Raw genomic sequence first — 24978 nt, forward strand, 5'->3', positions numbered from 1 at the left:
GCACCTGCACCTGCACCTGCACCTGCACCTGCACCTGCACCTGCACCTGCACCTGCGCCGGCGCCTGCACCTGCACCTGCACCTGCACCTGCACCGGCACCGGCACCTGCACCGGCACCTGCACCGGCACCGGCACCGGCACCGGCACCGGCACCGGCACCGGCACCGGCACCTGCGCCTGCGCCTGCGTCTGCACCGGCACCGGCACCGGCACCTGCGCCTGCGCCTGCGTCTGCACCGGCACCGGCACCGGCACCGGCACCGGCACCTGCACCTGCACCCTCAGCAGAAGCCCCAGCGGCGGCCGCCGAGGGCGAGCCGGCGGCCGCGGCGGCCGCAGAGCCCGACAAGAAGGCCATCGCGCCTGCCCCTGTCGCACCCGCCTATCGGAACGAAATGCCGCTCTTCTCCGCCCTCCCGGCGCAACTTCGCCAAGCGGATCTCGCGATGCTGGGCAACCTGAACCGCCGGGTCGGCGATTCGGGGCCCAACCGCGATGTCTGGGTGCATGCCGTCTACACCGACCTCGACATCCGCCAGCAAGGCAGCGCCGCCGCGCACAGCCGGGGCCAGGTGAGCGGCCTGCAGGCAGGCGCCGACCTCCTGACCGGCAACAACTGGCGCGCCGGCCTCTACGTCGGCTCGCTGGACGGGGGCGTCGACGTGAACGGCAACGCGCGCGGCACCTTCGGCAGGGTCGGCAACACCGATCTCCAGTCGCGCTACCTCGGCGGCTATGCCACCTGGCGCGATGCGAGCGGCTGGTATGTCGATGCCGTTCTGCAAGCCGGCAGGCACCGCTACAGCGTGCGGCCCGACGGCGGGCTCACGGTGTCGGGCAAGGCGCGCAGCTTCTCGGCATCGATAGAAACCGGCAAGTCCTTCGCCCTGACCGAGAGCTGGAGCATCGAGCCGCAGGCACAGCTCATCCGCCAAAGAACACGTTTCGACGACGTGTCGATCGCCGGCGCGCAAGTCCATCAGGACACCAAAGCAGGCTGGATCGGCCGGCTGGGCGTGCGCATCAAGGGCGACATCCCCACCGGCGCGGGCCGGCTGCAGCCCTATGCGCGCTTCAGCGTCTACCGTGCCAGTTCAGGCACCGACGTGGCGACCTTCGTCGGCACCACCGGCAGCACCGTCATCTCCGGTGCGAGCGGCTACACCGCGACCGAAGTGGCGGCCGGCCTTTCGCTGGCGCTGACACCCGCCACCACCGTGTACGGCGAGGTCGGGCGCATCTCCAGCGCCGGCGGCGACGCCCGGGTGAAGTCGTCGGTTCAGGGCACCATCGGCCTGCGCGTGAGCTTTTAGAGCGAGGCTGTCGTCCAGCGCACGCGGAAGAGCTGCGCTGGCAGCCGGGCGCTGGTGGGTCTGACACGAAGCCAGGATGGCCGCCCGTTCTGACCACGGCGGCTTCCTACAGGTCGCGGAGGCGGGCGAGGGCTACCTTGCGATCAATGCAAAGGAGTCACGCCATGCCCATCGCCATCCCACCCCCCGACATCGACCCCACAGTGATGCCGCCCGTGAGCACGCAGCCGACGGAGGCAGAAACGATGGAGAACGGCATTGCAGCAGCGGATGAGGCCGCGAGCGCCGGGATGCCGCAGAGCCGCGAAAGCGTGGCGGCAGGGTTGTCGAAGCTTTGGGTCGATCCGAATCCGAGAGCGCGCTAGCTCCCGGAGTGAAGCACTTCGCCGATGCGCCGAGGAGCGACGCGCTTCAGTGATGGTGCCCGTGCTCGCCATGCACATGGCGATGGGCAATCTCTTCCTCGGTCGCGGCGCGCACGCCGGTCACCGTCACGCTGAACTTGAGCGCCTTGCCCGCGAGCGGATGGTTGCCGTCGAGGATCACCTGCGGGCCCTTGATCTTCATCACGGTGAAGACCTGCGGCTCGCCCTTGTCGTTGCGGCCTTCGAGCTGGCCGCCCACTTTGACGCCTGGCGGGAAGTCAGCCTTCGAGATGGTGCGCACCAGCGATTCGTCGCGCACACCGAACGCATCATCGGGTTGCAGATTCAGCGTGGTCTGAAAACCGGCCTCCTTGCCCTCCAGCGCAGCCTCGACCTTGGGGAAGGTGTTGTCGTACCCGCCATGCAGATAGACCATGGGATCGCGGCTCTCTTCGATGAGCTTGTTGGTGGTGGCGTTGGCTACCTTGTAGCGGAGGGTGACGACGGAGTCTTTCTGGATTTTCATGAGAAGTTTGTGCTGCGAGCCGAGTGCAAGGTGGGCAGATTTTCGTTCACCTTGATCGGGTGATGCTCGTTGGTGCCGGCAGTCGTGGTCATGGCGTCTGAGCGCAGTTGCTGACTTGAGCCGTACATATTTGCTGCGCGCATGTGAGCCGTGCGTTCTGGATGCCTGTCGAGGGGCATCGCAGCCTGCCCTTGAGCCATTCTCCGCTCGGGCTGCTGACGGTAGCCGCGCGCGAAATCGTTGGCGATAGCGCATAGACGCGATTCCCAGCCGCCCTGCGGACGAGAAAAATTCATTCCATCGCGCCTCGCTCCAAAGCGCGATGCCAACACCCCGCAGCGAAAGGGAAGCCGTCATGAATGCAACGCATGCTCTTCGTGCGCGTCCTGTCAGGACCTTGGCGGCCGTCGGCCTCGCGCTGGCCCTTTCGGCCGCGGCGGTGCTGGCCTTGCCGCGCGCGGAGCCGCCGCGGCACGCTCTCGTGGCCACGACGCATCTCGACGGACTTCGCGTCGGCGCGGCAAACGGCGATGCCGACGCCAGCCGGCGGCTGACTTCGGCGCTGCTGGACCAGTACCGCGACCGGCGGAACCCCGAAGCATTGATGGAAGCCATGCAATGGCTGGACCGCGACTGGGACACCTCCGAGTACTTCGCCTCGCGCCTGACCCATCGCGTGTTCGACGATGGGCTGTGCGAGCACCCCGTCGTGCGCTGGCATCCGTTCTGCCATGTGGGGGAATGAATGAGCGCCCGACCGGGTGCTCCAGTTCCGCGCCAAGAAAGTAAAACTAAAGTTAATTAATCGTTGCTTTTCGTTGAAACCATATGTATCTTCCCGGTCGGCGCGGAGGGCCACATTCGGTCGCGCCCAAACCACAACGACACGAGGAACTACATGAGGCTTTTGATTTCGTTCGCCTGCGCGGCGACGATGGCGGCTGGGTTGGTCGGCTGCGGGGGAGGTGGCGGCGGAGGGGGCGGGGGCGGTTTCAGTGCGCCGGCGGCCTTGACGGCGACGGTATCGATCAACGGCAGCGCTGCGACAGCCGACGCCAACGGCCAGTTCGCCGTGAAGCCCGGCGACACCGTGGAGATCACACCGAGCCAGAGCGCCGACTGGACGACGAGCACCTCCAGCGAAGCGGCGGTCAGCTTGCGCAATCCGAGCGTGTCGGGCAGCAAGTGGGCCGCGCAGATTCTCAATGGCACGGCCAGCGCCGTCAGCTACACGGTCTCGGCCAAGGCGAGCGCCAACCAGTCCCTGACCAAGGCCACCGTGCTGAACGTCTCGGCCGGTGATGCGCGCAACGGCACCTACCGCGTCTATGCGGCGAACGCGCTCCAGTATCAGTTGACGCTGGACTTCAATGCCAACGTCTACACCTTCGTCAACCAGGACGGCAGCGCGCCCGTGACGGATACCTTCAACACGGACAGCTCCGAAGCCGGCACCTACTTCTTCAAGACCAGCCGGGTCACTTCGGTCGCCAACACGTCGCGCTTCCGCATGACGACGGATGCAGTGGTCGGCAACTTTCCGTTCGTCGATCCTTTCGGCACAGGCAGTACCTACGCGGTCAAGCCCTTCATCGGCGCGCGCAACCTGGTCACCAGCCAGGCGCAACTCGATGGCGTGTACAACCGCCTCGGCATCCAGCGGACAGCAGCCGCGGAAACTTCGCAGATCACGCAGACGGAGGTCTCGTCCGGCGGCACGGTCATGAAGCTTTGCTTCGACTCGACCATCTACAGCATCCCGAACTGCCCGCCGGCCTCGGTGGCGACCTACACGGTCAGCGCGACGGAGATTGCAGGCGTCTGGCACATCGTCAACAACGCCAATCCTGCCGAGAACGGCCGCTTCGCGATGGCCCGCATCGGCGACCAGAAGGTCTATCTGTCGGCGGGCGCGGCGCCCTCGACGCCCGGCATGCTCGTGTGGCGGCTTGGCGTGCAAGACACGCCGGTCTGGGCGGCGGCGACAGGCCACGGCGGATCGACCAAGGGAAGCTGGGCCAGCATCGACATGACGGCGACGGGCAACACCCGAAGCGTGATCAACGCCGACGGAACGACGGCCGCGCACGCCAACACCTATGGCGGCATGGGCGCCTTCGGTCCTGCCGGCATGCGCCAGTTCCCGGATGGCACGGGTTCCACCTACTTCGCGACCTACAACACGAAGCTCTTCACGATCGTGGGAGCATCCAACGTGACCACTGGCGGATACCTGCAGCTGAACCTGCTCGACTGATCGGTTCTCCACTGGCGAAAGCCCCAGGTCCTTGCGGCCTGGGGCTTTTTTCCTTGATGCCGGCGAGAAGCTCAGAACTCCTGCGACACCGGCCGCAGCACCACCTCGTTGATGTCCACGTTGGCCGGCTGCTCGACCGCATAGACCACCGCGCGCGCCACCGAATCCGCCGGAATCTGGTTCGCGTCATAGAAGGCCTTCACCCCAGCCGCGCTCTCCGGGTCGCTGCTGCCGTGCTTGAGTTCCGACTCGACGGCACCGGGCGACACGATGGTCACGCGCACACCGCTGTTGCCGACTTCGACGCGCAAGCCTTCGGAGATCGCGCGCACCGCATGTTTGGTCGCGCTGTACACCGTGCCGATGGGCGTGAACACCTTCAGCCCCGCGATCGAGGCGACGTTGACGATGTGGCCGCTGCCCTGCGCCTTCATGCGCGGCAGCACGGCGGCGATGCCGTAGAGCACGCCCTTGATGTTGACGTCGATGGTGCGGTCCCATTCGTCGACCTTGAGCTTGTCCAGCGGCGACAGCGGCATCACGCCGGCGTTGTTGACCAGCACGTCGATGCGGCCGAAGGTTTCGACGGTCTTGGCGGCCAGCTTGTCGAGGTCGGCGTGCTTGGCGACGTCGGTCGCGACCGCGATGGCCTCGCCGCCGGCTTCGCGGATCTCGGCGACGACCTGCTCGAGCCGGTCGGTGCGGCGTGCCGCGAGCACGACCTTGGCGCCGCGTGCGGCCAGGTGGCGCGCCGTCGATTCGCCGAGCCCGCTGCTCGCGCCGGTGACGATGGCGACCTTGCCTTGGATATTGTCTTGAACGGATGTCATGGTGCTTTCCTTGGGTGGGTGGGTTGAACAGACGCCCTCAGTGTGGAAAATCCGGGCGTTCCCGTAAATGAAACTCTGGCGAGTTCAGAATTCGCCAATCCGGAACACTCCATGTCCAACCGTCTCGAAGCCCTGCGCGTGTTCTGCACCGCCGCCGATGCCGCGAACTTCCGCGATGCGGCGATCCGGCTGTCGGTCTCGCCGCAGGTGGTGACGCGCGCGGTGCGCGAGCTCGAAGAGGAGCTGGGCGAGCCGCTGTTCCATCGCAGCACGCGCGGCGTACAGCTCACCGACTTCGGCCGCCAGCTGGCCGAGCGCGCACGTGCAGCGGTCGGCGGCGTCGACCAGCTCTTTCATCGCATCGATCGCCGTGCGTTGTCGCAGCACGCGGGCACGGTGCGCGTGGCGGCGCCCAGCGTGCTCGGCCGCCGGCTGATCCCGCAGGCGCTGGCGCCGATGCTGGCAGTGCATCCGGGCCTCACGCTGGACCTGCGTCTCTCGGAGCAGCTGGCCGACGTGGTGGGCCAGCAGATCGATGTCGGCGTGCGCGCCGGCCCCTTGCGCGACAGCCGCTTCGTCGCCAAGCCGGTCGGCAGGATGGCGCTGCGGGTGGTCGCGGCGCCTTCGCTCATCGCGCGCACGGGCGTGCCGCAAAGCATCGACGAACTCGCGCGCCTGCCGCTCACGGCGCTGATCGACCGCAGCTCCGGCCGCCCGTGGCCCTGGCCCTTCAGCAGGGGGCGGCAAATGACGGTGTCGGCGCCCGCCTTCGTCACCGACGACACCGACGCCGAATGCGCCGCCGTGCTGGCCGGCCTGGGCTTCGGCCAACTCGTCGCGCCGCTGGCCGAGCCGGGGCTGCAGTCGGGCGCGCTGGTGCCGGTGCTCGATGCGGAGGCGCCGGAGCCCTGGCCGGTCTACGTCTACCGCGTGCAGCGTTCGCCGGTGCCGGCGCGGGTGCGGCTGGTGTACGACGAGCTGGTGCGGGTGCTGGGCGGCGTGTCGAAGCACTAGCAGCGACGGCGCGGGGCGTGAGCCGCCGCCTACTCCAAGTCGCAAGCTTGGCGCATGGCGCATCGGCGCGCGGAGAAAGACATTGCGTCCACGACGACAGTCGCCCACCATGAAAGCCAAGCAGCTCTTCGACCTGTGCCGCAAGGCCGTCATGGCCTGGGTCGACGACTACGCGCCGAGCATGGGCGCGGCCATCTCCTACTACACGATTTTCTCGCTGGCGCCCTTGCTGGTGATCGTCATCGCGATCGCCGGCGCGCTCTTCGGGCGCGAGGCGGCGCAGGGCCAGATCGTGGCGCAGGTCTCGGGGCTGGTGGGGCGCGAGGGCGCGGTCGCGGTGGAGTCGCTGCTGCGCAGCGTCGACGAGCCTGGCAAGGGGCTGGTCGCCGGCCTGATCAGCATGGTCGTGCTGCTGATCGGCGCCACCAGCGTCTTCGCCGAACTGCAGAGCGCGCTGGACCGCATCTGGCACGTGCCCGAAAGAGAAAAACCCTCGGGCGTGTGGGCCGTGCTGCGCGCGCGGCTGCTGTCCTTCGGCCTGATCCTGGGACTGGCCTTCCTGCTGATGGTGTCGCTGCTGGTGAGCGCGGCGCTGGCCTTCCTGCTGATGGTGTCGCTGCTGGTGAGCGCGGCGCTGGCCGCCTTCGGCAGCTGGTTCGGCGGCCTGGTGCCGGGCTGGGAGCTGATGCTGCAGTCGCTCAACGTCCTGATCTCGCTGGGCATCGTCACCGTGCTGTTCGCGATGATCTTCAAGCTCATGCCCACGGCACGCATCGCGTGGCGCGATGTCTGGATCGGCGCCGGCGTCACGGCCGTGCTGTTCGAGCTCGGCAAGCTCGCGATCGGGCTCTATCTCGGCAAGAGCGGCGTCAACGAATCCTTCGCCGCGGCGGGCTCGTTGGTGGTGCTGGTGGCCTGGGTCTACTACGCGGCGCAGATCTTCCTGCTGGGCGCCGAGTTCACCAAGGTCTATGCCAACGAGCATGGTTCCGTTTCGGGCGTCAAGGCGGTGGCGGCCACCAAGGCGAGTGCGGCCGAGGACGCGGCCGGCACCGATCGTGTGGACGGCAGCGCGGCGGTGGCATCGGTCGAAACGCCGCCGCCTCCCCCCGACTATTCGGGGCTGGGCCGCACGGCCGCGGCGCAGGCGGAGATCGACCGGCGCGTGGCGCGCGCCAGCGCCGTGCTGATCCGCCAGCTGCTGCTGCTCGGCGCCGTGACGCTCGGCAACGTGCTGGCTTCGCGCTGGTACCGGCGCCAGCGCCGCGCCAATGTGCGGCCGCACACTAAACCGCGCCCACGCTCCCGGTGATCGGCAGCACGATGCCCGTGATGTAGCTCGCGCAGCACGGTGCCGCGAGGAACACGTAGGCCGGCGACATCTCTTCGGGCTGCGCGGGCCGCTTCATGTCGGTGTGCTTGCCGAACTCCTGCACCTCCTCGGCCGGTCGATCGGAGGGGTTCAGCGGCGTCCACACAGGGCCGGGCGCGATCGCGTTGACGCGGATGCCGCGGTCCAGCAGGTTGCTCGCCAGCGACTTGGTGAAGGCATGGATCGCGCCCTTGGTGGTGGCGTAGTCCAGCAGCTGCGGGCTGCCTTCGAGTCCGGTGACGGAGCCGGAGTTGATGATCGATCCGCCCTTGCGCAGATGCGGGACCGCGGCGCGCGCCATCTGGAAGTAGCCGTAGATGTTGGTCTTGAAGGTGAGGTCGAGGCGTTCGTCGGTGATGTCCTCGATGCTCGCCGCATGCAGCTGGAAGGCCGCGTTGTTGACCAGGATGTCGAGCTTGCCGAAGGCCTGCACGGTCTCTTCCACCGCGCGCTTGCAGAAGGCCGGGTCGCGCACGTCGCCGGGGATCAGCACGCAGTGCTTGCCCTCGGCCTCGACGCAGCGCTTGGTCTCCTCGGCATCGACCTGCTCTTCATCGAGGTAGACGATCGCGACCTCCGCGCCCTCGCGCGCATACAGCAGCGCCACCGCGCGACCGATGCCCGAGTCGCCGCCGGTCACCAGCGCCACCATGCCGTCGAGCTTGCCGCTGCCGAGGTAGCCCGAGGCCTTGAAGCGCGGCTGCAGGTCCATCTCGACTTCGAGCCCGGGCTTCTTGAGGTGCTGCGCCGGCATCGGGTTCTCGGGCTCGGGGCGGTGGCCGGCCTGCACCGGCTTCTTGCTCTTGGGCTTGTCGGGCGCGGCGCGGTCCTTGGCGTCCTGTTCGCGCTGCACCTTGCGCTGTTGCACGGCGACATCGCCGGAATCGGAAGAAGAAGTCATGGCTGTGTGCTCCTGCGGATGAGGGGTTGCTGCAAACCACCGTAGACAGCAGCCGTCCCGCACCTTGTCGTCCAAGACCGCGTCCACCGCGCAGACTCGACGAAGTCCCACAGCGCGGCGCGGCACCGGCCGATGAAGGCCAGCTGGGCTGGCTCGCCACGGCCGCGATGGCGCCCGCCTCGCTCGCGCTGCTGGTCGTTTCGGTCGACTGAGCGGAAGCGGGCCTTTCTTCTTCAGTGCTTGAAGCGCCGGTGGTAGAGCGCGATGCGCTCCAGCGCGTAGTCCGCAGCGGCCTCGCGGATCTCGTTGCGGCGGCCGATGAAGCGCTGCGTCTCGGTGAAGATCTGCGTGCGCTTGCCTTCGCGGAAGGCCCACGCGAAGCACTGGGTTCCGGGCCTGATCGCCGAGTCGGCATCGTCGGCCACGCCGGTGTTGGCGATGGCCAGGTTCGCGTCGCTGTGCTTGAGCGCGCCGCGGGCCATCTCCAGCGCCACCGGTTCGCTCGTGAGGTTGTAGCGGTCGATGGTCCCGGCACTCACGCCCAGGTAGCGCTGCTTGGCCTTGGGGTGGTACACCACGAAGGCCGACTCCAGCACCTGGCCCGCACCCGGCACCTCGGCCAGGCGCGAGGCGATCAGGCCCGCGGTGCAGGACTCGGCCGTCACCAGCACCAGGCCGTGATCTCCGAGGTACTCCGCGGCGGCCTTGGCCGCTGCAGTGCCGTCACCGTTCGGCATGGCCGGCGCGCTCCGGCTCGCGTGCGCTTCCGGGTTGGGCCAGCTTGCGGTGCTGCTCGGCCAGCGTGTCCGACGGCGTCACATGGGCGAGCGCGGCCTGCATCTTGTTCTTCCAACCCGCGATCACGTCGGCCTCGCCTTTCATCATGGCCTCGAAGCCCACCTTGGCCACTTCGGCCGGGTCGGCCTTGTCCTCCTGCTGGGCCAGCTTGGTGTCGAGCATGTGGGCGCGCGCGAAGAAGTGCGTGTCGGTCACGCCCGGCATCAGGCAGCTCACCGTGACGCCGGTGTCCTTGAGCTCGTTGCGCAGCGCGAAGGAGAAGGAGTCGATGAAGGCCTTGGTGGCGTTGTAGACGGCCTGGAAGCTGCCGGGCTGGAAGCCGGCGATCGAGCCGGTGATCAGGATGCGGCCCTGGCCGCGCTCCTTCATGTGGCGCGCCACGCGGTACAGCAGGTAGATGGTGCCGGTGATGTTGGTATGGATCACGTGCTGGACCGCGGCGAAGTCCTGGTCGAGGAAGGCGCCGCCGAGGCCGTGCCCCGCATTGGCGAAGAGTGCATCGATGTTGCGCTCCCCGGCGGCGAGCAACAGCTTGTCGACGCCCTCGCGCATCGCGAAGTCCGCCTGCACGCTGGTCACCTCGGCGCCCAACATGCGCAACTCGCCCGCGGCCTGTTCGAGCGGCTCGTCGGCGCCGATCACGAGGTCGAAGCCGTTTTGCGCCGCCTGCTTGGCCAGGTGGAGGCCGATGCCGGAGGACGCGCCCGTCACGAGCGCGAGAGGACGGAGGTCTGAGGATTCCATGGCGTATTCCTCGAGATGAAGTGAGCGATGTCCCGGAAGCTACGCAGCGCCTGGGCATGCGGATGTCGGACGGCATCGGGTTCGGGATGCCCGGAAACCCGACGCTTCGACCTACGCATGCGCGGGCGGTGCCCTCACGCGCGTGCCCGAGCCTGGGCCGCATCCTCCGTCAGGGCCTCGCGCTTGACTTCTCGAGCGTTTCCCGAGGCCCGCGAGGAGCAATCGGATGATCAAGATCGGCATCGTGGACGACCACGCCATCGTGCGTACGGGACTGCGCGACTTTTTTTCCCAGCACGTGGACCTGCGCGTGGTCGGCGAAGCCGCCAGCGGGCGCGAGGCGATCGAGCTGGTGCGCACCACGGAGATCGACGTGCTCGTCATGGATCTCTCGATGCCCGGACAGAGCGGCATCGATGCCATCGCGATGATCCGCGCCAAGGCGCCGGGGGTCGGCATCCTCGTCCTGAGCGGCTACCCCGAGGAGCACTACGCGATGAACCTGATCCGCCAGGGCGCGAGCGGCTATCTCAACAAGGAATGCGAGCCGATGGAGATCGTGAACGCGATTCGCCTCGTCTCGCTGGGCCGCCGCTACATCACACCCGGCGTGGCCGAGCTGCTGGCGCGCCAGCTCGATCGCAAGAACGACGCCGCGTCGCACGAGCAGCTGTCGGAACGCGAGTTCCAGGTCTTCCTCAAGCTGGCCAAGGGCGAGACCGCGGGCAACATCGCGAATCACCTGTCGCTGTCGGTGAAGACCGTGAGCACCTATCGCACGCGCATGATGGAGAAGATGAATCTCTCCTCCAACAGCGACCTGACGTACTACGCGCTGAAGAACCGGTTGATCGACTGAGCCCCCGGCGATCAGTGCGCCGGCAGCCGCGGATGCTCGAAGAAGAAGCGCAGCATCTCGGCGCTGGCGTCGGGGCCCCGGCCATCCGTATAGGAACCCTTGGCGCTGCCCCCCGACCACGCGTGAGCGCCGCCATGGACCACCCAGTGTTCGGCCACCACGCGCCCGTCGGCCGAGCGGTGCGAATGCCGGGTTGCGCCGCGGCTGCCGTTGCTCTGCACATGTTCGACGTCGACGGAGGTCGTTTTCCCCACACTGGCGGCCATGACCTGAGCGCCGTTGTTCGCATGGACGGTGGCGTCTGCATCGCCGTGGAAGACGATGGTCGGCACGCCGCTGGCCACATCGCCCTGGATCGCGCCGCCGGCCTTCATCGCCATCAAAGCAGCCGGCAGGTCGGATGCGACACCCGCTGCCAGGCCGGAGTGGACCCCGACCGCGGCGAACAGGTCGGGATACGCTTCACCCAGGATCGCGGCCATCGCGCCGCCCGCCGACAGTCCGGCGACGTAGACGCGCTGGGGGTCGATCGCGTGACGCGCCATCACATCGCGTGTCATGCCCGCCAAGAGCGCGGGCTCGCCGCGGCCGCGTTGCTGATGGCTGTGCTTGAACCAGTTCCAGCAACCCTGTGGATTCGCCTGGCGCGACTGCGCCGGATACAGCACGAAGAAGCCCTGCGCCAGCGCAGCCTCGTTCATCGCCGTGCCCGCGGCGAAATCGTCGGGATCCTGGGTGCAGCCATGAAGCATCACGACCAATGGCAGCGCGCGTTCGCCGGCCTGCGGCGGGACGAAGAGCTTGTAGTCGCGGCGGCCGGCTGCGTCGGCAAAGCTGCCGGCGATAAAACTGCCCGAAGCGGGTACATCGACGTACGCGGCCGGCGCCTCCAGATCGACGCCCGCCGGCCGGCGATCAGGCACTCGCCGGGCCTCGACGTCGATCACGTCCGGCATTTCGCCCGTCGTCGGCTGCGCGAGTCCCATGCGGCCCAGCGCGGCCTGGATCGCAGCGGTTGCCGCGTGAAGGTCGCCCGCCCGGGTCAGCCGGCTCGCTTGCGCCATCAGATGCTTGAAGTCAGGGTTCATCTTGGTCTTTCAGAGGGGTTGGGGTTCAGCCGATGCGTCCGGCGAGCGCAGCCTTCACGGCCGGACTCGCGTGCAGTGCCCCCAGCACGGTGATGGACTCGATGGTGGCCAGCGCCAGCGCAGGGGTGACGTCGAGAGCGATCGCAGCCAGTCCCAGCACGCGGATTTGCAAGGTCTCACCGGCCGCTTGAACGGCTTGCAGGTCGGCAGCGGAGTAGTGCTGGATGCCAAGCACCAGGGCTTTGCGCGAGACGACCTGGCGCACCACGTCGATCTGCGTGGCCAGCTGGTTTCGGATCGCGGTGCGGATCAGGTCGGTGCGATTGGCATAGAAGCCTTCCTGCACCAGCAGGTCGATTTGCCCGAGATCGACGCAGCCCACGTTGATCGTGATCTTTTCGTCGACGGGCTTTGCAGCGGAGGCCAGGGTGGCGCTTTTTCGTGGCATGGCGCCATCCTAGCACCATCCAAGTGGATGGCTTGTCTCTTCCCTTTCAGGGTCACTGTATATTCATACAGATCACGGCATGCGCACCGAACCCGCTTCTTCCACTGCCACAGCGCCGACCCTTGCGGTCTCGGTGAAGTCGCTGTGCGCCTTCGCCGCGAAGGCGGGCGACCTCGACCTGCGCTTCGTGCCCGCGCCGAGCGCGCAGGAAGGCATTGCCGGGCATCGCCTGGTGCAGGGCCGGCGCGATGCCGACTACGAGTGCGAGGTGGCGCTCGCTTCGCGCTTCGGCCGGCTGCAGGTGCGCGGGCGCGCCGACGGCTACGACGCCGGGCGCTGCAGGCTGGAAGAGATCAAGACCTTTCGCGGCGAGTTCGCGGCCATCCGCTCGAACCATCGCGCGCTGCATTGGGCGCAGGCCAGGGTCTACGGCTGGATGCTGTGCGAAGAGCGTTCGCTGCCCGACATCGAGGTCACGCTGGTGTACCTCGAACTCGCGACCGGCGAGGAGTTTGCGCTGGCCGAGAGCTGGACGCGCGAGGCGCTTTGCGAGGACTTCGAGGCGCTGTGCGGGCGCTACCTCGCATGGGCCGAACAGGAGGCCGGCCACCGCGCGGAACTCGACGAAGCGCTCGCCGGGCTGGCCTTTCCGCACGCCGGGTTCCGGCACGGTCAGCGCGAGCTGGCGCAAGCCGTCTACCGCTCGGCCGCCTCGCGGCGCTGCCTGCTGGCGCAGGCGCCCACCGGCATCGGCAAGACGGTGGCCACCCTGTTCCCGCTGCTCAAGGCGCGCCCTTCGGAGCACATCGACAAGATCTTCTTCCTCACGGCCAAGACCTCGGGCCGGGCGCTCGCGCTCGACAGCCTGCGCCTGCTCGCTGGCGAGAACGCGCCGCTGCGCGTGCTCGAACTCGCGGCGCGCGAGAAGGTCTGCGAGTACCCGGGCCGCGCCTGCCACGGCGAGGCCTGCCCGCTCGCGCGCGGCTTCTACGACCGCCTGCCCGCGGCTCGCGCCGAAGCCGCGCAAGCGGGCTGGCTGGACCGCGAGGCCACGCGCCGCATCGCGCTGTCGCACCAGGTCTGTCCCTACTTCCTGGCCCAGGAGATGACTCGCTGGAGCGACGTGATCGTGGGCGACTACAACTACTACTTCGACAGCAGCGCCTTCCTCTACGCGTTGACGAAAGAGGAAGAGTGGCGCGTGGCGCTCCTGGTCGACGAGGCGCACAACCTGCTGGGCCGCGCGCGCGGCATGTACAGCGCAGAGCTGGAAACCGGGGCCTTGGCGGAGGCGCGGCGCCATGCACCGGCCGGCCTCAAGCCGGTGCTGGACAAGCTGCAGCGCGAGTGGACGCTGCAGCAGCGCGACCAGGCCGTCGCCTACCAGGCGCACGAGGCCATTGCCGAGCGCTTCGAGCGCGCCTTGCAGGAGGCGGTCTCGGCCATGGCCGAGCACTTCGCCGCCCGTCCCGACGAAGCGGAAGGTCCGCTGCAGCGCTTCTTCTTCGATGCGCTGCACTTCCTGCGCCTGGCCGATTCCTTCGGCACGCATTCGGTCTTCGAATCCACTCTCGGCGAAGGCGGCGCCGCGGCGCTGGCCATCCGCAACCTGGTGCCGGCGCCCTTCCTCGAACGGCGCTTCGCCGATTGCGCGTCGGCTGCCTGCTTCTCGGGCACGCTCGCGCCTTTTTCCTTCTACCGCGACACGCTGGGCCTGCCGGAGGACACGGCCACGCTGGATGTCGACTCGCCCTTTCGCAGCGAACAATTGACGGTGCGCGTGGCCATGCACGTCTCGACGCGCTTTCGCGACCGCGGCCGCTCGCTCGCGGCGCTCATCGACATCATCGGAGGCCAGTTCACCGAGCGCCCGGGCAACTACCTGGCCTTCTTCAGCAGCTTCGACTACCTGGACAGCGCCTTGCAGGCCTTCGCGGCGCGGCACCCCGGCGTGCCCGTGTGGGCACAGTCGCGCGGCATGCGGGAGCCCGAGCGCGAGGCCTTCCTTGCGCGCTTCGCGCCCGGCGGCCAGGGCATCGGCTTCGCGGTGCTCGGCGGCGCTTTCGGCGAGGGCATCGATCTGCCGGGCGATCGGCTGGTCGGTGCCTTCGTCGCCAGCCTGGGCATGCCGCAGCACAACGAGGCCAACGAGATCATGCGCGAGCGCATGCAGGCGCTGTTCGGCGACGGCTACGAGTACACCTATGTCTATCCGGGGCTGCAGAAGGTGGTGCAGGCCGCCGGACGCGTGATTCGAAGCGAAGAGGACGCGGGCGTGCTGTACCTGCTCGACGACCGCTTCGCGCAGCAGGAGATCCGCGCGCTGCTGCCGGGCTGGTGGCATGTGCAGCCCTTATTCGGGCGCGTCGAGCCCGGTGAGCCATCGCCTACGCAGAGGCGGTAAGCCGGCCTGCGCTACCAGTGATTCGTGAAGCGCAGCCTTGCCGTATTCCAGGTCTTACGAAAGGAATCGTCATGCCAAGAGGTGACAAATCCTCCTACTCGGACAAGCAGAAACGCAAGGCCGAGCACATCGAGGAAGGCTACGAGAAACGCGGCGTCGCGAAGGGTGAAGCCGAGCGGCGCGCATGGGCCACGGTGAACGCCGAGACCGGCGGCGGCAAGAAGAGCGGCTCGGGCCGCGGCAAGGCCGAGAGCCATGCGCCCTCGCGCAAGGGCGGCCACATCGGCGGTTCGGCCTCCGCCAGCCGGAGCGCCGCGGAGCGCTCGGCCTCGGCGAAGAAGGCCGCCGCCACGCGCAAGCGCAACGCCGCACGCGCCTGAGCGCGACGCTCAGGGCTCCGGCTTCGGCAGGCCGCCCTTGCCGAGTTCGGCCAGCTGCAGCTCGATGGCGAACAGGCGCTCGTTGAGGATCGCGGTCTGAAGCCGCAGGGCCTCGATGATGGCGCGCGTCTGGGGGTCGGGCGCGTTGTTCGACAGCTCCTGCAGCTCGTGCAGTTTTCTGCGCAGCTCGTTGCTCATGGCGGGCCTTCATCGGATCGGTGATGCGCCATCCTAGGCCGGGACGCGCGCCGGGCCAAGCTGCGTCAGAATCCGTGGCTTCTTCCCCACGACCGCCGTCATGAACCTCGCCGATTCCTTCGCAGACGTCAGCCGCTTCGTCGACATTCGCCGCGACATCCACGCGCATCCCGAGCTGGGCTTCGAAGAGCACCGCACCTCCGAGAAGGTCGCCAAGCTGCTCGCCGAATGGGGCATCGAGGTGCACCGCGGCATCGCCGGCACCGGGCTGGTGGGCGTGCTGCGCCAGGGCACAGGCACGCGCAGCATCGGCCTGCGTGCCGACATGGATGCGCTGCCGCTTGCCGAGGCCAACGAGTTCGCCCACAAGTCCACCCACGCGGGCCGCATGCATGCCTGCGGCCACGACGGCCATACGACGATGCTGCTGGCGGCCGCATGGCACCTGGCGCAGAAGGGCAGCCGCTTCGACGGCACGGTGAACTTCATCTTCCAGCCGGCCGAAGAGATGGGCAAGGCGGGCGCCAAGAAGATGATCCAGGACGGGCTCTTCGACCGCTTCCCCTGCGACGCGGTGTTTGCGCTGCACAACTTTCCCGTGGGCGAGGTCGGCCGCTTCGCGCTCAACGAAGGCGCGCTCATGGCCTCGAGCAACACCTACAAGATCACGATGCGCGGCCGCGGCACGCATGCCTCGATGCCGCACACGGGCATCGACCCGGTGGGTGCCGTCGTCGCGCTGGCGCAGGCGCTGCAGACCCTGGTGCCGAAGACCATCGCGAGCACCGAGCGCGCGCTGCTCGCGGTCACGCAGCTGCAAGGCTCCGACGCGCCGAACGTGATTCCCGACGTCGCCACGCTGGGCGGCACGGTGCGCACCTTCTCGATTTCCGCGCTGGACCGCATCGAGGAGCGCCTGCGCACGCTGGCCCAGGGCATCGCGCAGGCGCACGAGTGCACGGCCGAGGTGAGCTTCGTGCGCGCCTCGCCGCCGGTGGTCAACCACAAGGCCGAGGCGCAGTTCGCGGCGAGCGTGATGCGCGAGGTGGTGGGCGAGGACATGGTGACCGACGACTTGCCCGCAGTGATGGGCGCCGAGGACTTCGCCCACATGCTGCTCGCGCGGCCGGGCTGCTATGCCTTCCTCGGCAACGGCGACGGCGACCACCGGCTCGAAGGCCACGGGCCCGGTCCTTGCATCATCCACAACACGTCTTTCGACTTCAACGACGAGATCATTCCGATCGGCGCCAGCTACTTCGTGAAGCTGGTGGAGCGCTGGCTTCCGGCCGGCACCTGAACTTCCAGAACAACCATGACGAAAGCGGCCGCTGCGATGTCCCACCTGTTCACCCGACGTTCCCTGGCCGCCTTCGCCGCGGCCGGCCTGCTGGCCCTGGCAGCCGCGGCGCCCGCGCATGCGCAGCGCGTGATCCGCGTCGTGGTGCCCTTCGGCACCGGCGCCGTGCAGGACACGGTGGCGCGCGCCTTCAACAACGAGCTGGGCACGGCGCTCAATGCCAGCGTGATCGTCGAGAACCGCGCGGGCGCGGGCGGTACGGTGGGCGCGGCGATCGTCGCCAAGGCGCCGGCCGACGGCAACACGCTGGTGTTGGCGGCGGCCAGCCACCACATCGCGGGCCATCTCTACAGCAAGCTGCCCTACGACCCGCTCAAGGACTTCGTCGGCGTGGCCAGCATCGGCAATGCCGGCTACGTGGTCGCAGTGTCGAGCGACATGAAGGTGTCGAACACGGCGGAGTTCATTCGCGAGGTGAAGGCGAATCCGGGCAAGTACAACTACGCCTCGGCCGGCAACGGCAGCGCCACGCACCTCGCGATGGCCTCCTTCCTCGCCAAGGCCGGTCTGCAGATGACGCACATCCCGATGAAGTCCACCGGCGAGGCGGTGAACGAGGTGCTGGCCGGCCGCGTTCAGGCGGTGACTTCGTCGAGCATCGGCGTGATCGGCCTGCAGGGCGATGCGCGCATCACGCTCTTGGCCTCCACCGGCAAGGTCCGCAGCCCCTTCCTGCCCAAGCTGCCGACCGCCATGGAGAGCGGCCTGCCGGGCTACGAGTTCGATTCGTGGATCGGCCTGCTCGCACCGGCCGGCACGTCCAGGGCCGAGGTCGACAAGATCAATGCGGCGCTCAACAAGGTGATCTCCGAGCCGGCGATGCAGGAGCGCCTGATGCGCCTCGGCGTCGAGCCGCGCAGTTCCGGGGCCGAGGATTTCCAGAAGCTGCTGCGCGCCGACTGGGACGCGATGGGCGTGGTGGTCAAGGCCTCGGGCGCGAAGATCGATTAGGGCGTGAGCTCGACGTGGTGCGCGCCGTGCGGCACCACGATGCGGCCCAGGTGCGTCAGGCCCGGCTTGCCGGCATCGCCCAAGCGCCAGACTTCGATGCCGCCGGCGGGCGTGCTGCCGTCCGCGTATTCGAAGACCGTCGCCAGAAAATGCCGGCCGGCGGCATCGAAGCTGCCGCCCTCCGGCAGCATGCCCTCGAAGGGATAGTCGCCCACCTTGGCGAGTGCGCTGCGGCCGGGGTCGAAGCTGAAATAGCTGATCGAAGCCTGCTTGGTGTAGCGCGGCGAATCGGGTGCGAAGGCGGTTTCGCGCATGTTCACCTTCGCGATGTGGCGGCCGTCGCGACTGATCGCGAGGCCCTCGGACGACCGGTCGCGCTGTCCACACTGGCCACGACTTCGTGCCGGGCCGCGGGACCCGTGCGCTCGCGCGGTGCGAGCTTGATCAAGGACAGGCGCGACGGCGTTGCAGGCAAGCGGCCTTCCACGCCCCTGGCTTCGCGAGGCGCTCGCGGGACGCTAACCCTGCGGACTGGGCGGCAGGCTCTTCAGGTACAGGAAGAGCGCGCGCACGTCGGTGTCGTTCATCTGGCCGAGCGATCCGAAGGGCATGACCTTGATCGGCGTGCCGTCGGGCCGGTTGCCGGTCTTGAACATGCGCGCGAAGGCATCGGCGTCGGCATAGCGCGTCATGGACGTGCCTTCGCCAGGCGTCAGGTTGGCCGCGGCCGGCCAGTCGGGCGGGCCGCCGGGAATCTTGCCGCCGTTGAGCTTGACGCCGTGGCAGCCCAGGCACATGTTGGCCACGTAGGCGCCGTGCGCCACGCTCACGCCGTCGGGCACCGGCTGCGCGGGCGGCAGCGTGTGATCGATCTTCGAGGCGGCGTCGTGCATCAGTCCGAAGCCGTAGAAGGCGCGCACCGGCAGCGGCAGGTCGAGTACCGCCGCACCGCCCGCGGCGGGCTCCATCTTGCGGATGTAGCCGACCAGGGAGGCGAGGTCTTCGTCGGTGAAGCGGTTGTAGTCCTCGCTCGGCATCACCATCAGCACGCGGCCCTTGGGGTCGACGCCGTGGCGGATGGCGCGCACCCAGTCTTCCGGCGCGTAGCCCGCGACCACGCTGCCGGGGCCGGGGCTGATGTTGGGCCCGGCGATGCGCATGCCCTTGCCGTCGTCGAGGAACATCCTGCCGTTGCCCTGGGCGCCGTGGCAGTCGACGCAGCCGCGCGAGGCGTAGAGATAGCGACCGCGTTCGAGCGCAGCCGCGTCTTCGCGGACGGGCACGGCCTTCACCGCGACCTCGAGCTTGCGCTGCATCTTGTGGCGGGCCAGCTGGTCGCCGGCGAACAGGGCGGCGGCGGCGAGGGCGACGAGGATCAGCAGGGCCAGGGCGCCGCGCTTGAGCCAGCGCTTGGTCGTTGTCGTCATGCGAGCTCCTTCGCCTGGCGCGGTGCGCCGGACATCTTCTGCGTGATCAGCCCGGCGGCCATCTTCAATTGCAGGCGCAGCTTCGGCTTGTGGCCCCAGGCGCTGGTGACATCGGTGTGCTGTGTTTCCCAGCCCGTGGGGTCAATGGTCTGCGTGCCGGCGCCGATCTCGAAGTCGAAGCCCGAGGGCGTGGCGCCGTAGAAGGAGAAGGTGCCGTCGGGATCGGGATGCTGGCCGAGTTCCAGCGAGAGCGGCACCTTGTGGCGGCGCGCTCGCTCGAAGGCGATGCCGATGTCGCTGAGCCGCTCGGCCTGCAGCATGAAGTGGTGGATGCGCTTGGACAGCGGCATGTCGAACAGCGCGATCGAGTGATGCCTGCGGTTGCAGTGCAGGAACACGCCGCGGATGTCCATCGGGCCGACACGCGTTGCGAGCCGCTCCGTCACGCCGAAGCCCAGCAGGCCGACGTAGAAGGCCTCCATCGCCGCCAGCTCGTGCGACACCAGCACGGCATGGCCCAGGCCCAGCTCGCCGGTGCGGAAACCTTCGGGAAAGACCGGCGATGCGAAAGGCTGCGCGGCGGCGGCCAGGCCGGTGAACAGCTCGACGCTGTTGCCGCAAGGGTCGGTGCAGCGATGAAGCCGCTGCACGCGGCGCGCACTGCGAAGCGCCGCGTCGGCTGCCGTCACTTCGATGCCGCCCTGGCGAAGGCGCTGCAGCAGGCTGTCCAGCACCTCGTCGTTCGCGCATTCGAGGCCCAGCGCCGCCAGGTCGTCGGTCGGGCCTTCCTGAACGATCAGCCGCTGGCAGGCCTCGTCGATCTGCCAGCCGAGGCTGCCGTCGATGTTGGCCGCAGGCGCGGCGAGGCCGAGCATGTGTTGGCAGAACGCCTCCCATCGAGGAAGACGGCGCGCTTCGAAGACCAGATAGCCGAGGCGGAGATCGGGAGGCATGGCAAACTCTCTATAAATGAAGGTTGGGGGCAAAAATGATGGATGTGTCTAAAAATGAATGATGTCCTGAATTTGGGCGACCCGTCCATACCACTTTTGCCAGAGGCCCTGGCCGAAAGTGTGTGGCGGCCCCAGCTGGGCCTGGCGAAGCGCGAGCGCACGCGGGTGCAGCTGGTGCAGGCGGCGATCCGGGTCTTCACGGCGCGCGGCTTCGCCGGCGCCACCATGCAGGAACTGGCGGCAGTCGCGGGCATGACGACCGGCACGGTCTACAACCACTTCAAGACCAAGGAGGAAGTCGCGAGCGCCGTCGCGCTGCTGCTGGCCGACACGCTGTGCCGCCGCATCGCCGACAGCCAGCAAGGGATCGCCGAGGGCGCGCAGCGCATGGCGATCGGCAACCAGCGCTACATCTGGCTGGCCGAGCAGAGCCCGCAGTGGGCGCTGATGATGCTGGATGTGGCGGCCGCGGCGCCCGAGCTGCTGCTCGAGATCCGCGACTATGTGCTGGCCGACCTGCGCCTGGGCGTGAAGCAGAAGGCTTTTCGCATTCCCAACGAGGCGGCGGCGATGGACCTGATCAACGGCACCGTCGCACAGGCCATGCGCAGCGTGGCGCTGGGGCTGGCGCCGCCGAACCATGGCCGCGAGGTCGCGACCTGCGTGTTGCGCGGACTGGGCATGGAGCACGCCGCGGCCAAGGAAGTGGCGCATCGGCCGCTCCCGCCCTTTCCACTCATGGGCGAGGCGCCGGTTGCGCGCCACCGTTCCCCCTGAGCTTGTCGAAGGGTTCTTCGACAAGCTCGGGACAGGCCTCGACGGGCTCAGCCCGAACGGTGGGTGCGATGGTCGAGCGGCGGACAGTTCCAGCCGAGCAGCTCGGCCAGCCGCTGCACGATCCAGCCAGCCTCTGCCGCGGACACGCCGGCCTCGGGCGAGTTCAGCCCGGCATGGATGCGCAGGAGGATTTCTTCTTCCGACGGCACCTCGACGTGATGCAGCAGCTGCGCGTGCTGCACCAGGTGGTTGGCGAGGTCCTCGCACACCTCGTAGCGCGCCCGCACGGTGGCCAACGGCTCACGCAGGCGCTGCCTCGCGTCGGTGTAGATCGCGAAGAAGGAAGGCGGGATGTGGATCTGGTAGTCGTCGGACATGAAAAACGCGCCCGAGGGCGCGTATTCCGGAGCTTGGACAATGAAGCGCGAGGCGCGTTCAGCCGCCCTTCTTGGCCCGCTTGCCCGGGTTCTTCTTGCTGCGGGTCGCGGTGCCGCGCTCGAGGCTGACCTTCTGGCCGCCACCCATCTTGGGCAGGCTGTAGCCGGGCATCGGAACGGGCTTGGGAGTGGCAATGCGATCTGCCTCGGTGCGGATTTTCTTGGTCATGGAAAGCTCGGATAAAAAAGGTCGAAGGGCGTAATTAAGCCACATCGTCGAGCAACCGTACCTTGACGGTCTTGCCCTTGACGCGGCCGGTGGAAAGCTTGTGCACGGCCTCGCGCGCGATGCGCCGATCGACCGCCACATAGGTGGAAAACTCGTTGACGTTGATCTTGCCGACCTGGTCGCGCGTGAAGCCGGCCTCGCCGGTGAGCGCGCCCAGCACGTCGCCGGCGCGGATCTTCTCCTTGCGGCCGCCGACGATCTGCAGCGTGGCCATGGCCGGCTGCAGGGGTTCGGCCTGGGTGGCGGCGAGTCCGGCCAGAGGGTGCCATTCGGATTCGCGGCTTTGCAACTGCTCGATCTTCCCGACGCTGCCCATCTCGTCCATGCTCGCCAGGCTGAGCGCCAGGCCTTCTGCATCGCCGCGGCCGGTGCGGCCGATGCGGTGGATGTGGATCTCGGGGTCGGGCGTGACGTCGACGTTGATCACGGCTTCGAGCTGCGCGATGTCGAGCCCGCGCGCGGCCACGTCGGTGGCGACCAGCACCGAGCAGCTGCGGTTGGCGAACTGCACCAGCACCTGGTCGCGCTCGCGCTGCTCGAGTTCGCCGAACAGGGCCAGCGCGCTGAAGCCCTGCGCCTGCAGCACCTGTACCAGGTCGCGGCACTGCTGCTTGGTGTTGCAGAAGGCCAGCGTGCTCGGCGGGCGGAAGTGGTTCAGGAGCAGGCTCACGGCGTGCAGCCGTTCGCTGTCCTTCACCTCGTACCAGCGCTGGCGAATCTTGCCTTCCTCGTGCTGCACCTGCACCGTGATCTGCTGCGGGTTCTTCATGAACTGCGCGCTGAGCTGGGCGATGCCTTCGGGGTAGGTGGCGGAGAACAGCAGGGTCTGGCGCTCCTTGGGGCACAGGCGCGCGACCTTGGCGATGTCGTCGAAGAAGCCCATGTCGAGCATGCGGTCGGCCTCGTCGAGCACCAGCGTGTTGAGCGCTTCCAGATCGAGGCTGCCGCGCTCGAGGTGATCCATGATGCGGCCCGGCGTGCCGACCACGATGTGGGCGCCGTGCTCGAGGCTGGCGAGCTGCCCGCGCAATGCGACGCCGCCGCAGAGCGTGACCACCTTGATGTTCTCTTCGGCGCGCGCCAGGCGGCGGATCTCGGTCGTCACCTGGTCGGCCAGCTCGCGCGTCGGGCACAGCACCATGGCCTGCACCGCGAAGCGGCGCGGATTGAGGTTGGCCAGGAGCGCCAGCGCGAAGGCGGCGGTCTTGCCGCTGCCGGTCTTGGCTTGCGCGATCAGGTCATGGCCGAGCAGCGCCGGCGGCAGGCTGGCCGCCTGGATCGGCGTCATCTGCAGATAGCCGAGCTGCTTCAGGTTCGCGAGCGTCTGCGGCGTCAGCGGCAGCGCGGCGAAGTCGGTGGCGGGACCCGTCACGGCAAGAGGATCAGCGGCGCTGCGAGTTGTTGCCGCTGTTGACCGGCGGCGGACCGCGGCGTTCCAGGTGGCGGAAGGTGATGCGGCCCTTGGTCAGGTCGTAGGGCGACAGCTCCAGCGACACCTTGTCGCCGGCCAGGATGCGGATGTGGTGCTTGCGCATCTTGCCGCCGCTGTAGGCGATCAGCTGGTGACCGTTGTCCAGGGTCACGCGGTAGCGGGAATCGGGCAGCACTTCCGTGACTGCGCCGTTCATTTCGATCAGTTCTTCCTTGGGCATGAGGACTCCGAATAGTGTGTGTAGATGGTTCGAATCGGGCGCCTGCGCATTGCGACGCCGCAATGCGCGAACAAACAGTGAAACGGGCGCAGGCCGGGCCGGAAATGGCGCCCACCGGAGCGGACAGCGCGCTGTTCGCTTCAACGGTACGAAGGCAGTGGTGGCAATCATGGGCGCCCGGTCTGGCGCACCAACACACTGTGTGAGCCGGCTTGAGAATGAAAGGCCTGGTATTCCAGGTCAGCCGGCTGAGTGACGAAATACTTCGTCGGGTATCGAAACGAACTCCGCATTCTAACCGAGATGGTATGACTGTTGCTTGGCAATGCACCGTCGGATCGAGGCAAAGGGCGGCAGATGCCGCCCTTCCTGCGTGAAGTGCTATCGAAAATGTAGCGCGCTCAGCGAGCGGAACGCGCTGCGCGCATCAGCAGCATCAGGCCCGCGAACTGGCAAGCCGAGCCGACCCAGCCGAGCGCGCCGACGCCGATCGCATCGATGGCCAACCCGCCGAGCGCGGAGCCCGACGCGATGCCGAGGTAGATCGCCGAGGCATTGAGCGAGAGCGTCATCGGTGCCTGCGCGGGTGCCAGGCGGATCAGCCGCATCGCCTGCGCCGGGCCGAAACCCCAGCCGGCAAAACCCCAGAGCGTCGCGAGCATGACGATCGCCGGCACGGCGGCCGAGCGCGGCAGGGCCTCAGCCGCCAGGGAGAGGCCGCCGAGGATCAGGACCAGCATCAGAGCGAAGGCCCGGGCGACGCGGTCGGCGTCGAAGCGGTCGGTGGCCCAGCCGCCGGCAGCGGTGCCGACGGCCGCGGCCACGCCGATCGCGCAAAGCACCGCGCCCACGCCTTCGGCGCCGAAGCCCAGCGTCTGCGTGAGGAAGACCGAGATGTAGGTGTAGAAGCTGAAGCCGCCGGTGGCCCATAGCACCGTGGTCAGCAGCGCGGGCAGCAGGCCCGGCTGGCGCGCCGCAGCGAGGGCCGGCGAGCGGGCTTCATTGTCTTGGGCTTCGCGCGGCAGTTGCCTCGGCAGGCCGTTGGCGAGGCCCAGTGCGCCGAGTGCCGCGAGGATGGCGACCAGCAGATAGGCCATGCGCCAGCCGCCCCAGCCCGCGATCCAGGCGCCGAGCGGCACGCCCAGCGCGACGGCGACGGTGCCGCCGCCGGTCACCACGGCCAGTGCGCGGCCGCGCAGGCTCGGAGCGGTCAGCGAGGCCGCGACCGCGCTTGCGGTAGGCAGGAACACGCCGGCCGTGAGCCCGAGCGCAACGCGCACCAGCGCCAGCTGCGCGAAGCTCTGCGCCAGCGAGCCCGCGAGCGCGATCGCCGCAAAGGCGGCCAGGCCCGCGATCAGCAGCCGGCGGCGCTCGATGCGCGCGAACAGCGCCGCCATCAGCGGCGAGCCGATCGCATAGCTCAGCGCGAACAGCAGGACCAGCTGGCCGGCGCGGGCCGCGCTCACTTGCAGATCGGCGGCCAGCAACTGCAGCAGGCCCGCGATCATGAAGCTTTCGGTGCCGATCGCGAAGGCGCCGAGCGCGAGCCAGGCGAGGCTCCATGGCAGGCGATGGGCGGGCGTTGTTGCCGGTGCGGCGAGGGGCTGGGTGACGCAGAGTTCGGGCATCTCGTACTCCTGGTGAGGTTCTTGACGGCTTGAGAATAGGATTGAAAGTGGACCAAAAAAAGATCC

The 24978-nt window shown here is 68.3% G+C and carries 29 protein-coding genes and 1 pseudogene; 12 read left to right on the forward strand and 18 right to left on the reverse strand.

The window, feature by feature from the left end; genetic code table 11:
• Window positions 1-274, reverse strand: a 274-nt coding sequence (locus BLS74_RS35120) for a hypothetical protein (RefSeq protein ID WP_244503929.1), incomplete at its 3' end; no start/stop codon positions are given.
• Between the two features lie 23 nt (window positions 275-297).
• Here BLS74_RS35120 and BLS74_RS17970 point away from each other — a divergent pair.
• Both BLS74_RS17970 and BLS74_RS33900 read left to right on the forward strand, forming a co-directional pair.
• Window positions 298-1314 (forward strand): annotated as a pseudogene (locus BLS74_RS17970) (autotransporter outer membrane beta-barrel domain-containing protein); the annotation flags it as partial.
• 164 nt (window positions 1315-1478) lie between these two features.
• Complete coding sequence (locus BLS74_RS33900) at window positions 1479-1679, forward strand: hypothetical protein (protein WP_139191711.1); 201 nt, start codon at window positions 1479-1481, stop codon at window positions 1677-1679.
• Window positions 1680-1725: 46 nt separating this feature from the next.
• On the opposite strand, the gene BLS74_RS17975 is transcribed toward BLS74_RS33900, so the two are convergent.
• Both BLS74_RS17975 and BLS74_RS33905 read right to left on the reverse strand, forming a co-directional pair.
• Window positions 1726-2205, reverse strand: coding sequence for an FKBP-type peptidyl-prolyl cis-trans isomerase (locus BLS74_RS17975; protein WP_093108508.1), 480 nt, complete (start codon window positions 2203-2205; stop codon window positions 1726-1728).
• Window positions 2202-2501 carry a hypothetical protein gene (locus BLS74_RS33905; protein WP_139191712.1) on the reverse strand — a complete coding sequence of 100 codons (300 nt, stop codon included), beginning with the start codon at window positions 2499-2501 and terminating at the stop codon, window positions 2202-2204. The genes BLS74_RS17975 and BLS74_RS33905 overlap by 4 nt, the downstream gene beginning before the upstream one ends.
• 59 nt (window positions 2502-2560) lie before the next feature.
• Between BLS74_RS33905 and BLS74_RS17980 the strand changes: the two genes are divergently transcribed.
• Entirely contained in the window at window positions 2561-2950 is a 390-nt protein-coding gene (locus BLS74_RS17980) for a hypothetical protein (RefSeq protein WP_139191713.1), read from the forward strand.
• 153 nt (window positions 2951-3103) lie between these two features.
• Window positions 3104-4462: a hypothetical protein gene (locus tag BLS74_RS17990; protein ID WP_170855637.1), complete on the forward strand. Its 1359-nt coding sequence runs from the start codon at window positions 3104-3106 to the stop codon at window positions 4460-4462.
• A gap of 71 nt (window positions 4463-4533) precedes the next feature.
• Here BLS74_RS17990 and BLS74_RS17995 read toward each other — a convergent pair whose 3' ends face one another.
• The gene (locus BLS74_RS17995) at window positions 4534-5292 is read right to left on the reverse strand and encodes an SDR family oxidoreductase (RefSeq protein ID WP_093108512.1); all 759 of its coding nucleotides are present in this window, start codon (window positions 5290-5292) and stop codon (window positions 4534-4536) included.
• A 111-nt stretch (window positions 5293-5403) separates the two neighbouring features.
• Between BLS74_RS17995 and BLS74_RS18000 the strand changes: the two genes are divergently transcribed.
• Together BLS74_RS18000 and BLS74_RS18005 are read left to right on the forward strand one after the other, a co-directional pair.
• Window positions 5404-6306 carry a LysR family transcriptional regulator gene (locus tag BLS74_RS18000; RefSeq protein ID WP_093108513.1) on the forward strand — a complete coding sequence of 301 codons (903 nt, stop codon included), beginning with the start codon at window positions 5404-5406 and terminating at the stop codon, window positions 6304-6306.
• A gap of 109 nt (window positions 6307-6415) precedes the next feature.
• Window positions 6416-7618 (forward strand): YihY/virulence factor BrkB family protein, encoded by a 1203-nt coding sequence (locus BLS74_RS18005; protein ID WP_093108514.1) that lies wholly within the window; start codon window positions 6416-6418, stop codon window positions 7616-7618.
• Here BLS74_RS18005 and BLS74_RS18010 read toward each other — a convergent pair.
• From BLS74_RS18010 to BLS74_RS18020, 3 genes are all read right to left on the reverse strand, one after another.
• Window positions 7593-8579 carry an SDR family oxidoreductase gene (locus BLS74_RS18010; protein WP_093108515.1) on the reverse strand — a complete coding sequence of 329 codons (987 nt, stop codon included), beginning with the start codon at window positions 8577-8579 and terminating at the stop codon, window positions 7593-7595. The genes BLS74_RS18005 and BLS74_RS18010 overlap by 26 nt on opposite strands.
• A 233-nt stretch (window positions 8580-8812) precedes the next feature.
• Window positions 8813-9316, reverse strand: coding sequence for a CinA family protein (locus tag BLS74_RS18015; protein ID WP_093108516.1), 504 nt, complete (start codon window positions 9314-9316; stop codon window positions 8813-8815).
• Entirely contained in the window at window positions 9303-10121 is an 819-nt protein-coding gene (locus BLS74_RS18020; RefSeq protein ID WP_093108517.1) for an SDR family NAD(P)-dependent oxidoreductase, read from the reverse strand. The genes BLS74_RS18015 and BLS74_RS18020 overlap by 14 nt, the downstream gene beginning before the upstream one ends.
• Window positions 10122-10347: 226 nt before the next feature.
• Here BLS74_RS18020 and BLS74_RS18025 point away from each other — a divergent pair, with 226 nt between their 5' ends.
• Window positions 10348-10980, forward strand: coding sequence for a response regulator (locus BLS74_RS18025; RefSeq protein ID WP_093108518.1), 633 nt, complete (start codon window positions 10348-10350; stop codon window positions 10978-10980).
• Window positions 10981-10991: 11 nt separating this feature from the next.
• Here the strand turns inward: BLS74_RS18025 and BLS74_RS18030 are convergent, their stop codons facing one another.
• Window positions 10992-12068 (reverse strand): extracellular catalytic domain type 1 short-chain-length polyhydroxyalkanoate depolymerase, encoded by a 1077-nt coding sequence (locus BLS74_RS18030; protein WP_093108519.1) that lies wholly within the window; start codon window positions 12066-12068, stop codon window positions 10992-10994.
• Window positions 12069-12093: 25 nt separating this feature from the next.
• On the reverse strand, window positions 12094-12516 hold the full coding sequence (locus tag BLS74_RS18035) for a CopG family transcriptional regulator (RefSeq protein ID WP_093108520.1): 423 nt from the start codon (window positions 12514-12516) through the stop codon (window positions 12094-12096).
• Window positions 12517-12595: 79 nt separating this feature from the next.
• On the opposite strand from BLS74_RS18035, the gene BLS74_RS18040 reads away from it, so the two are divergent.
• Together BLS74_RS18040 and BLS74_RS18045 are read left to right on the forward strand one after the other, a co-directional pair.
• A complete protein-coding gene (locus BLS74_RS18040) occupies window positions 12596-14920 on the forward strand; it encodes an ATP-dependent DNA helicase (RefSeq protein ID WP_093108521.1) in 2325 nt (774 codons plus the stop codon).
• Between the two features lie 71 nt (window positions 14921-14991).
• Complete coding sequence (locus tag BLS74_RS18045) at window positions 14992-15300, forward strand: plasmid stabilization protein (protein ID WP_093108522.1); 309 nt, start codon at window positions 14992-14994, stop codon at window positions 15298-15300.
• Between the two features lie 9 nt (window positions 15301-15309).
• Here BLS74_RS18045 and BLS74_RS18050 read toward each other — a convergent pair whose 3' ends face one another.
• Window positions 15310-15498 carry a hypothetical protein gene (locus BLS74_RS18050; RefSeq protein ID WP_093108523.1) on the reverse strand — a complete coding sequence of 63 codons (189 nt, stop codon included), beginning with the start codon at window positions 15496-15498 and terminating at the stop codon, window positions 15310-15312.
• A gap of 100 nt (window positions 15499-15598) precedes the next feature.
• Between BLS74_RS18050 and BLS74_RS18055 the strand changes: the two genes are divergently transcribed.
• Both BLS74_RS18055 and BLS74_RS18060 read left to right on the forward strand, forming a co-directional pair.
• The gene (locus BLS74_RS18055) at window positions 15599-16798 is read left to right on the forward strand and encodes a M20 aminoacylase family protein (RefSeq protein ID WP_093108524.1); all 1200 of its coding nucleotides are present in this window, start codon (window positions 15599-15601) and stop codon (window positions 16796-16798) included.
• 15 nt (window positions 16799-16813) lie between these two features.
• Window positions 16814-17809 (forward strand): tripartite tricarboxylate transporter substrate-binding protein, encoded by a 996-nt coding sequence (locus BLS74_RS18060; RefSeq protein WP_093108525.1) that lies wholly within the window; start codon window positions 16814-16816, stop codon window positions 17807-17809.
• Here BLS74_RS18060 and BLS74_RS18065 read toward each other — a convergent pair.
• From BLS74_RS18065 to BLS74_RS18075, 3 genes are all read right to left on the reverse strand, one after another.
• Window positions 17806-18123 carry a hypothetical protein gene (locus BLS74_RS18065; protein ID WP_093108526.1) on the reverse strand — a complete coding sequence of 106 codons (318 nt, stop codon included), beginning with the start codon at window positions 18121-18123 and terminating at the stop codon, window positions 17806-17808. The genes BLS74_RS18060 and BLS74_RS18065 overlap by 4 nt on opposite strands.
• Before the next feature lie 204 nt (window positions 18124-18327).
• Window positions 18328-19236, reverse strand: a complete 909-nt coding sequence (locus BLS74_RS18070) for a c-type cytochrome (RefSeq protein WP_093108527.1) — start codon at window positions 19234-19236, stop codon at window positions 18328-18330.
• A complete protein-coding gene (locus BLS74_RS18075; RefSeq protein ID WP_093108528.1) occupies window positions 19233-20189 on the reverse strand; it encodes a VOC family protein in 957 nt (318 codons plus the stop codon). Before BLS74_RS18075 ends, BLS74_RS18070 begins: the two co-directional genes overlap by 4 nt.
• A gap of 120 nt (window positions 20190-20309) precedes the next feature.
• Here BLS74_RS18075 and BLS74_RS18080 point away from each other — a divergent pair, with 120 nt between their 5' ends.
• Window positions 20310-20966 carry a TetR/AcrR family transcriptional regulator gene (locus BLS74_RS18080; protein WP_170855638.1) on the forward strand — a complete coding sequence of 219 codons (657 nt, stop codon included), beginning with the start codon at window positions 20310-20312 and terminating at the stop codon, window positions 20964-20966.
• Window positions 20967-21013: 47 nt separating this feature from the next.
• On the opposite strand, the gene BLS74_RS18085 is transcribed toward BLS74_RS18080, so the two are convergent.
• From BLS74_RS18085 to BLS74_RS18100, 5 genes are all read right to left on the reverse strand, one after another.
• Entirely contained in the window at window positions 21014-21343 is a 330-nt protein-coding gene (locus tag BLS74_RS18085; protein ID WP_093108530.1) for a hypothetical protein, read from the reverse strand.
• Between the two features lie 58 nt (window positions 21344-21401).
• Window positions 21402-21572, reverse strand: coding sequence for a hypothetical protein (locus BLS74_RS34450; RefSeq protein ID WP_170855639.1), 171 nt, complete (start codon window positions 21570-21572; stop codon window positions 21402-21404).
• A gap of 34 nt (window positions 21573-21606) precedes the next feature.
• Window positions 21607-23004, reverse strand: a complete 1398-nt coding sequence (dbpA, locus tag BLS74_RS18090) for an ATP-dependent RNA helicase DbpA (protein ID WP_093108531.1) — start codon at window positions 23002-23004, stop codon at window positions 21607-21609.
• Between the two features lie 10 nt (window positions 23005-23014).
• A complete protein-coding gene (infA, locus tag BLS74_RS18095; RefSeq protein ID WP_028249914.1) occupies window positions 23015-23284 on the reverse strand; it encodes a translation initiation factor IF-1 in 270 nt (89 codons plus the stop codon).
• Window positions 23285-23685: 401 nt separating this feature from the next.
• Window positions 23686-24912 (reverse strand): MFS transporter, encoded by a 1227-nt coding sequence (locus tag BLS74_RS18100; protein ID WP_093108532.1) that lies wholly within the window; start codon window positions 24910-24912, stop codon window positions 23686-23688.
• Window positions 24913-24978 lie beyond the last annotated feature (66 nt).

The organism is Variovorax sp. CF079 (assembly GCF_900101545.1).
Lineage (GTDB): Bacteria > Pseudomonadota > Gammaproteobacteria > Burkholderiales > Burkholderiaceae_C > Variovorax.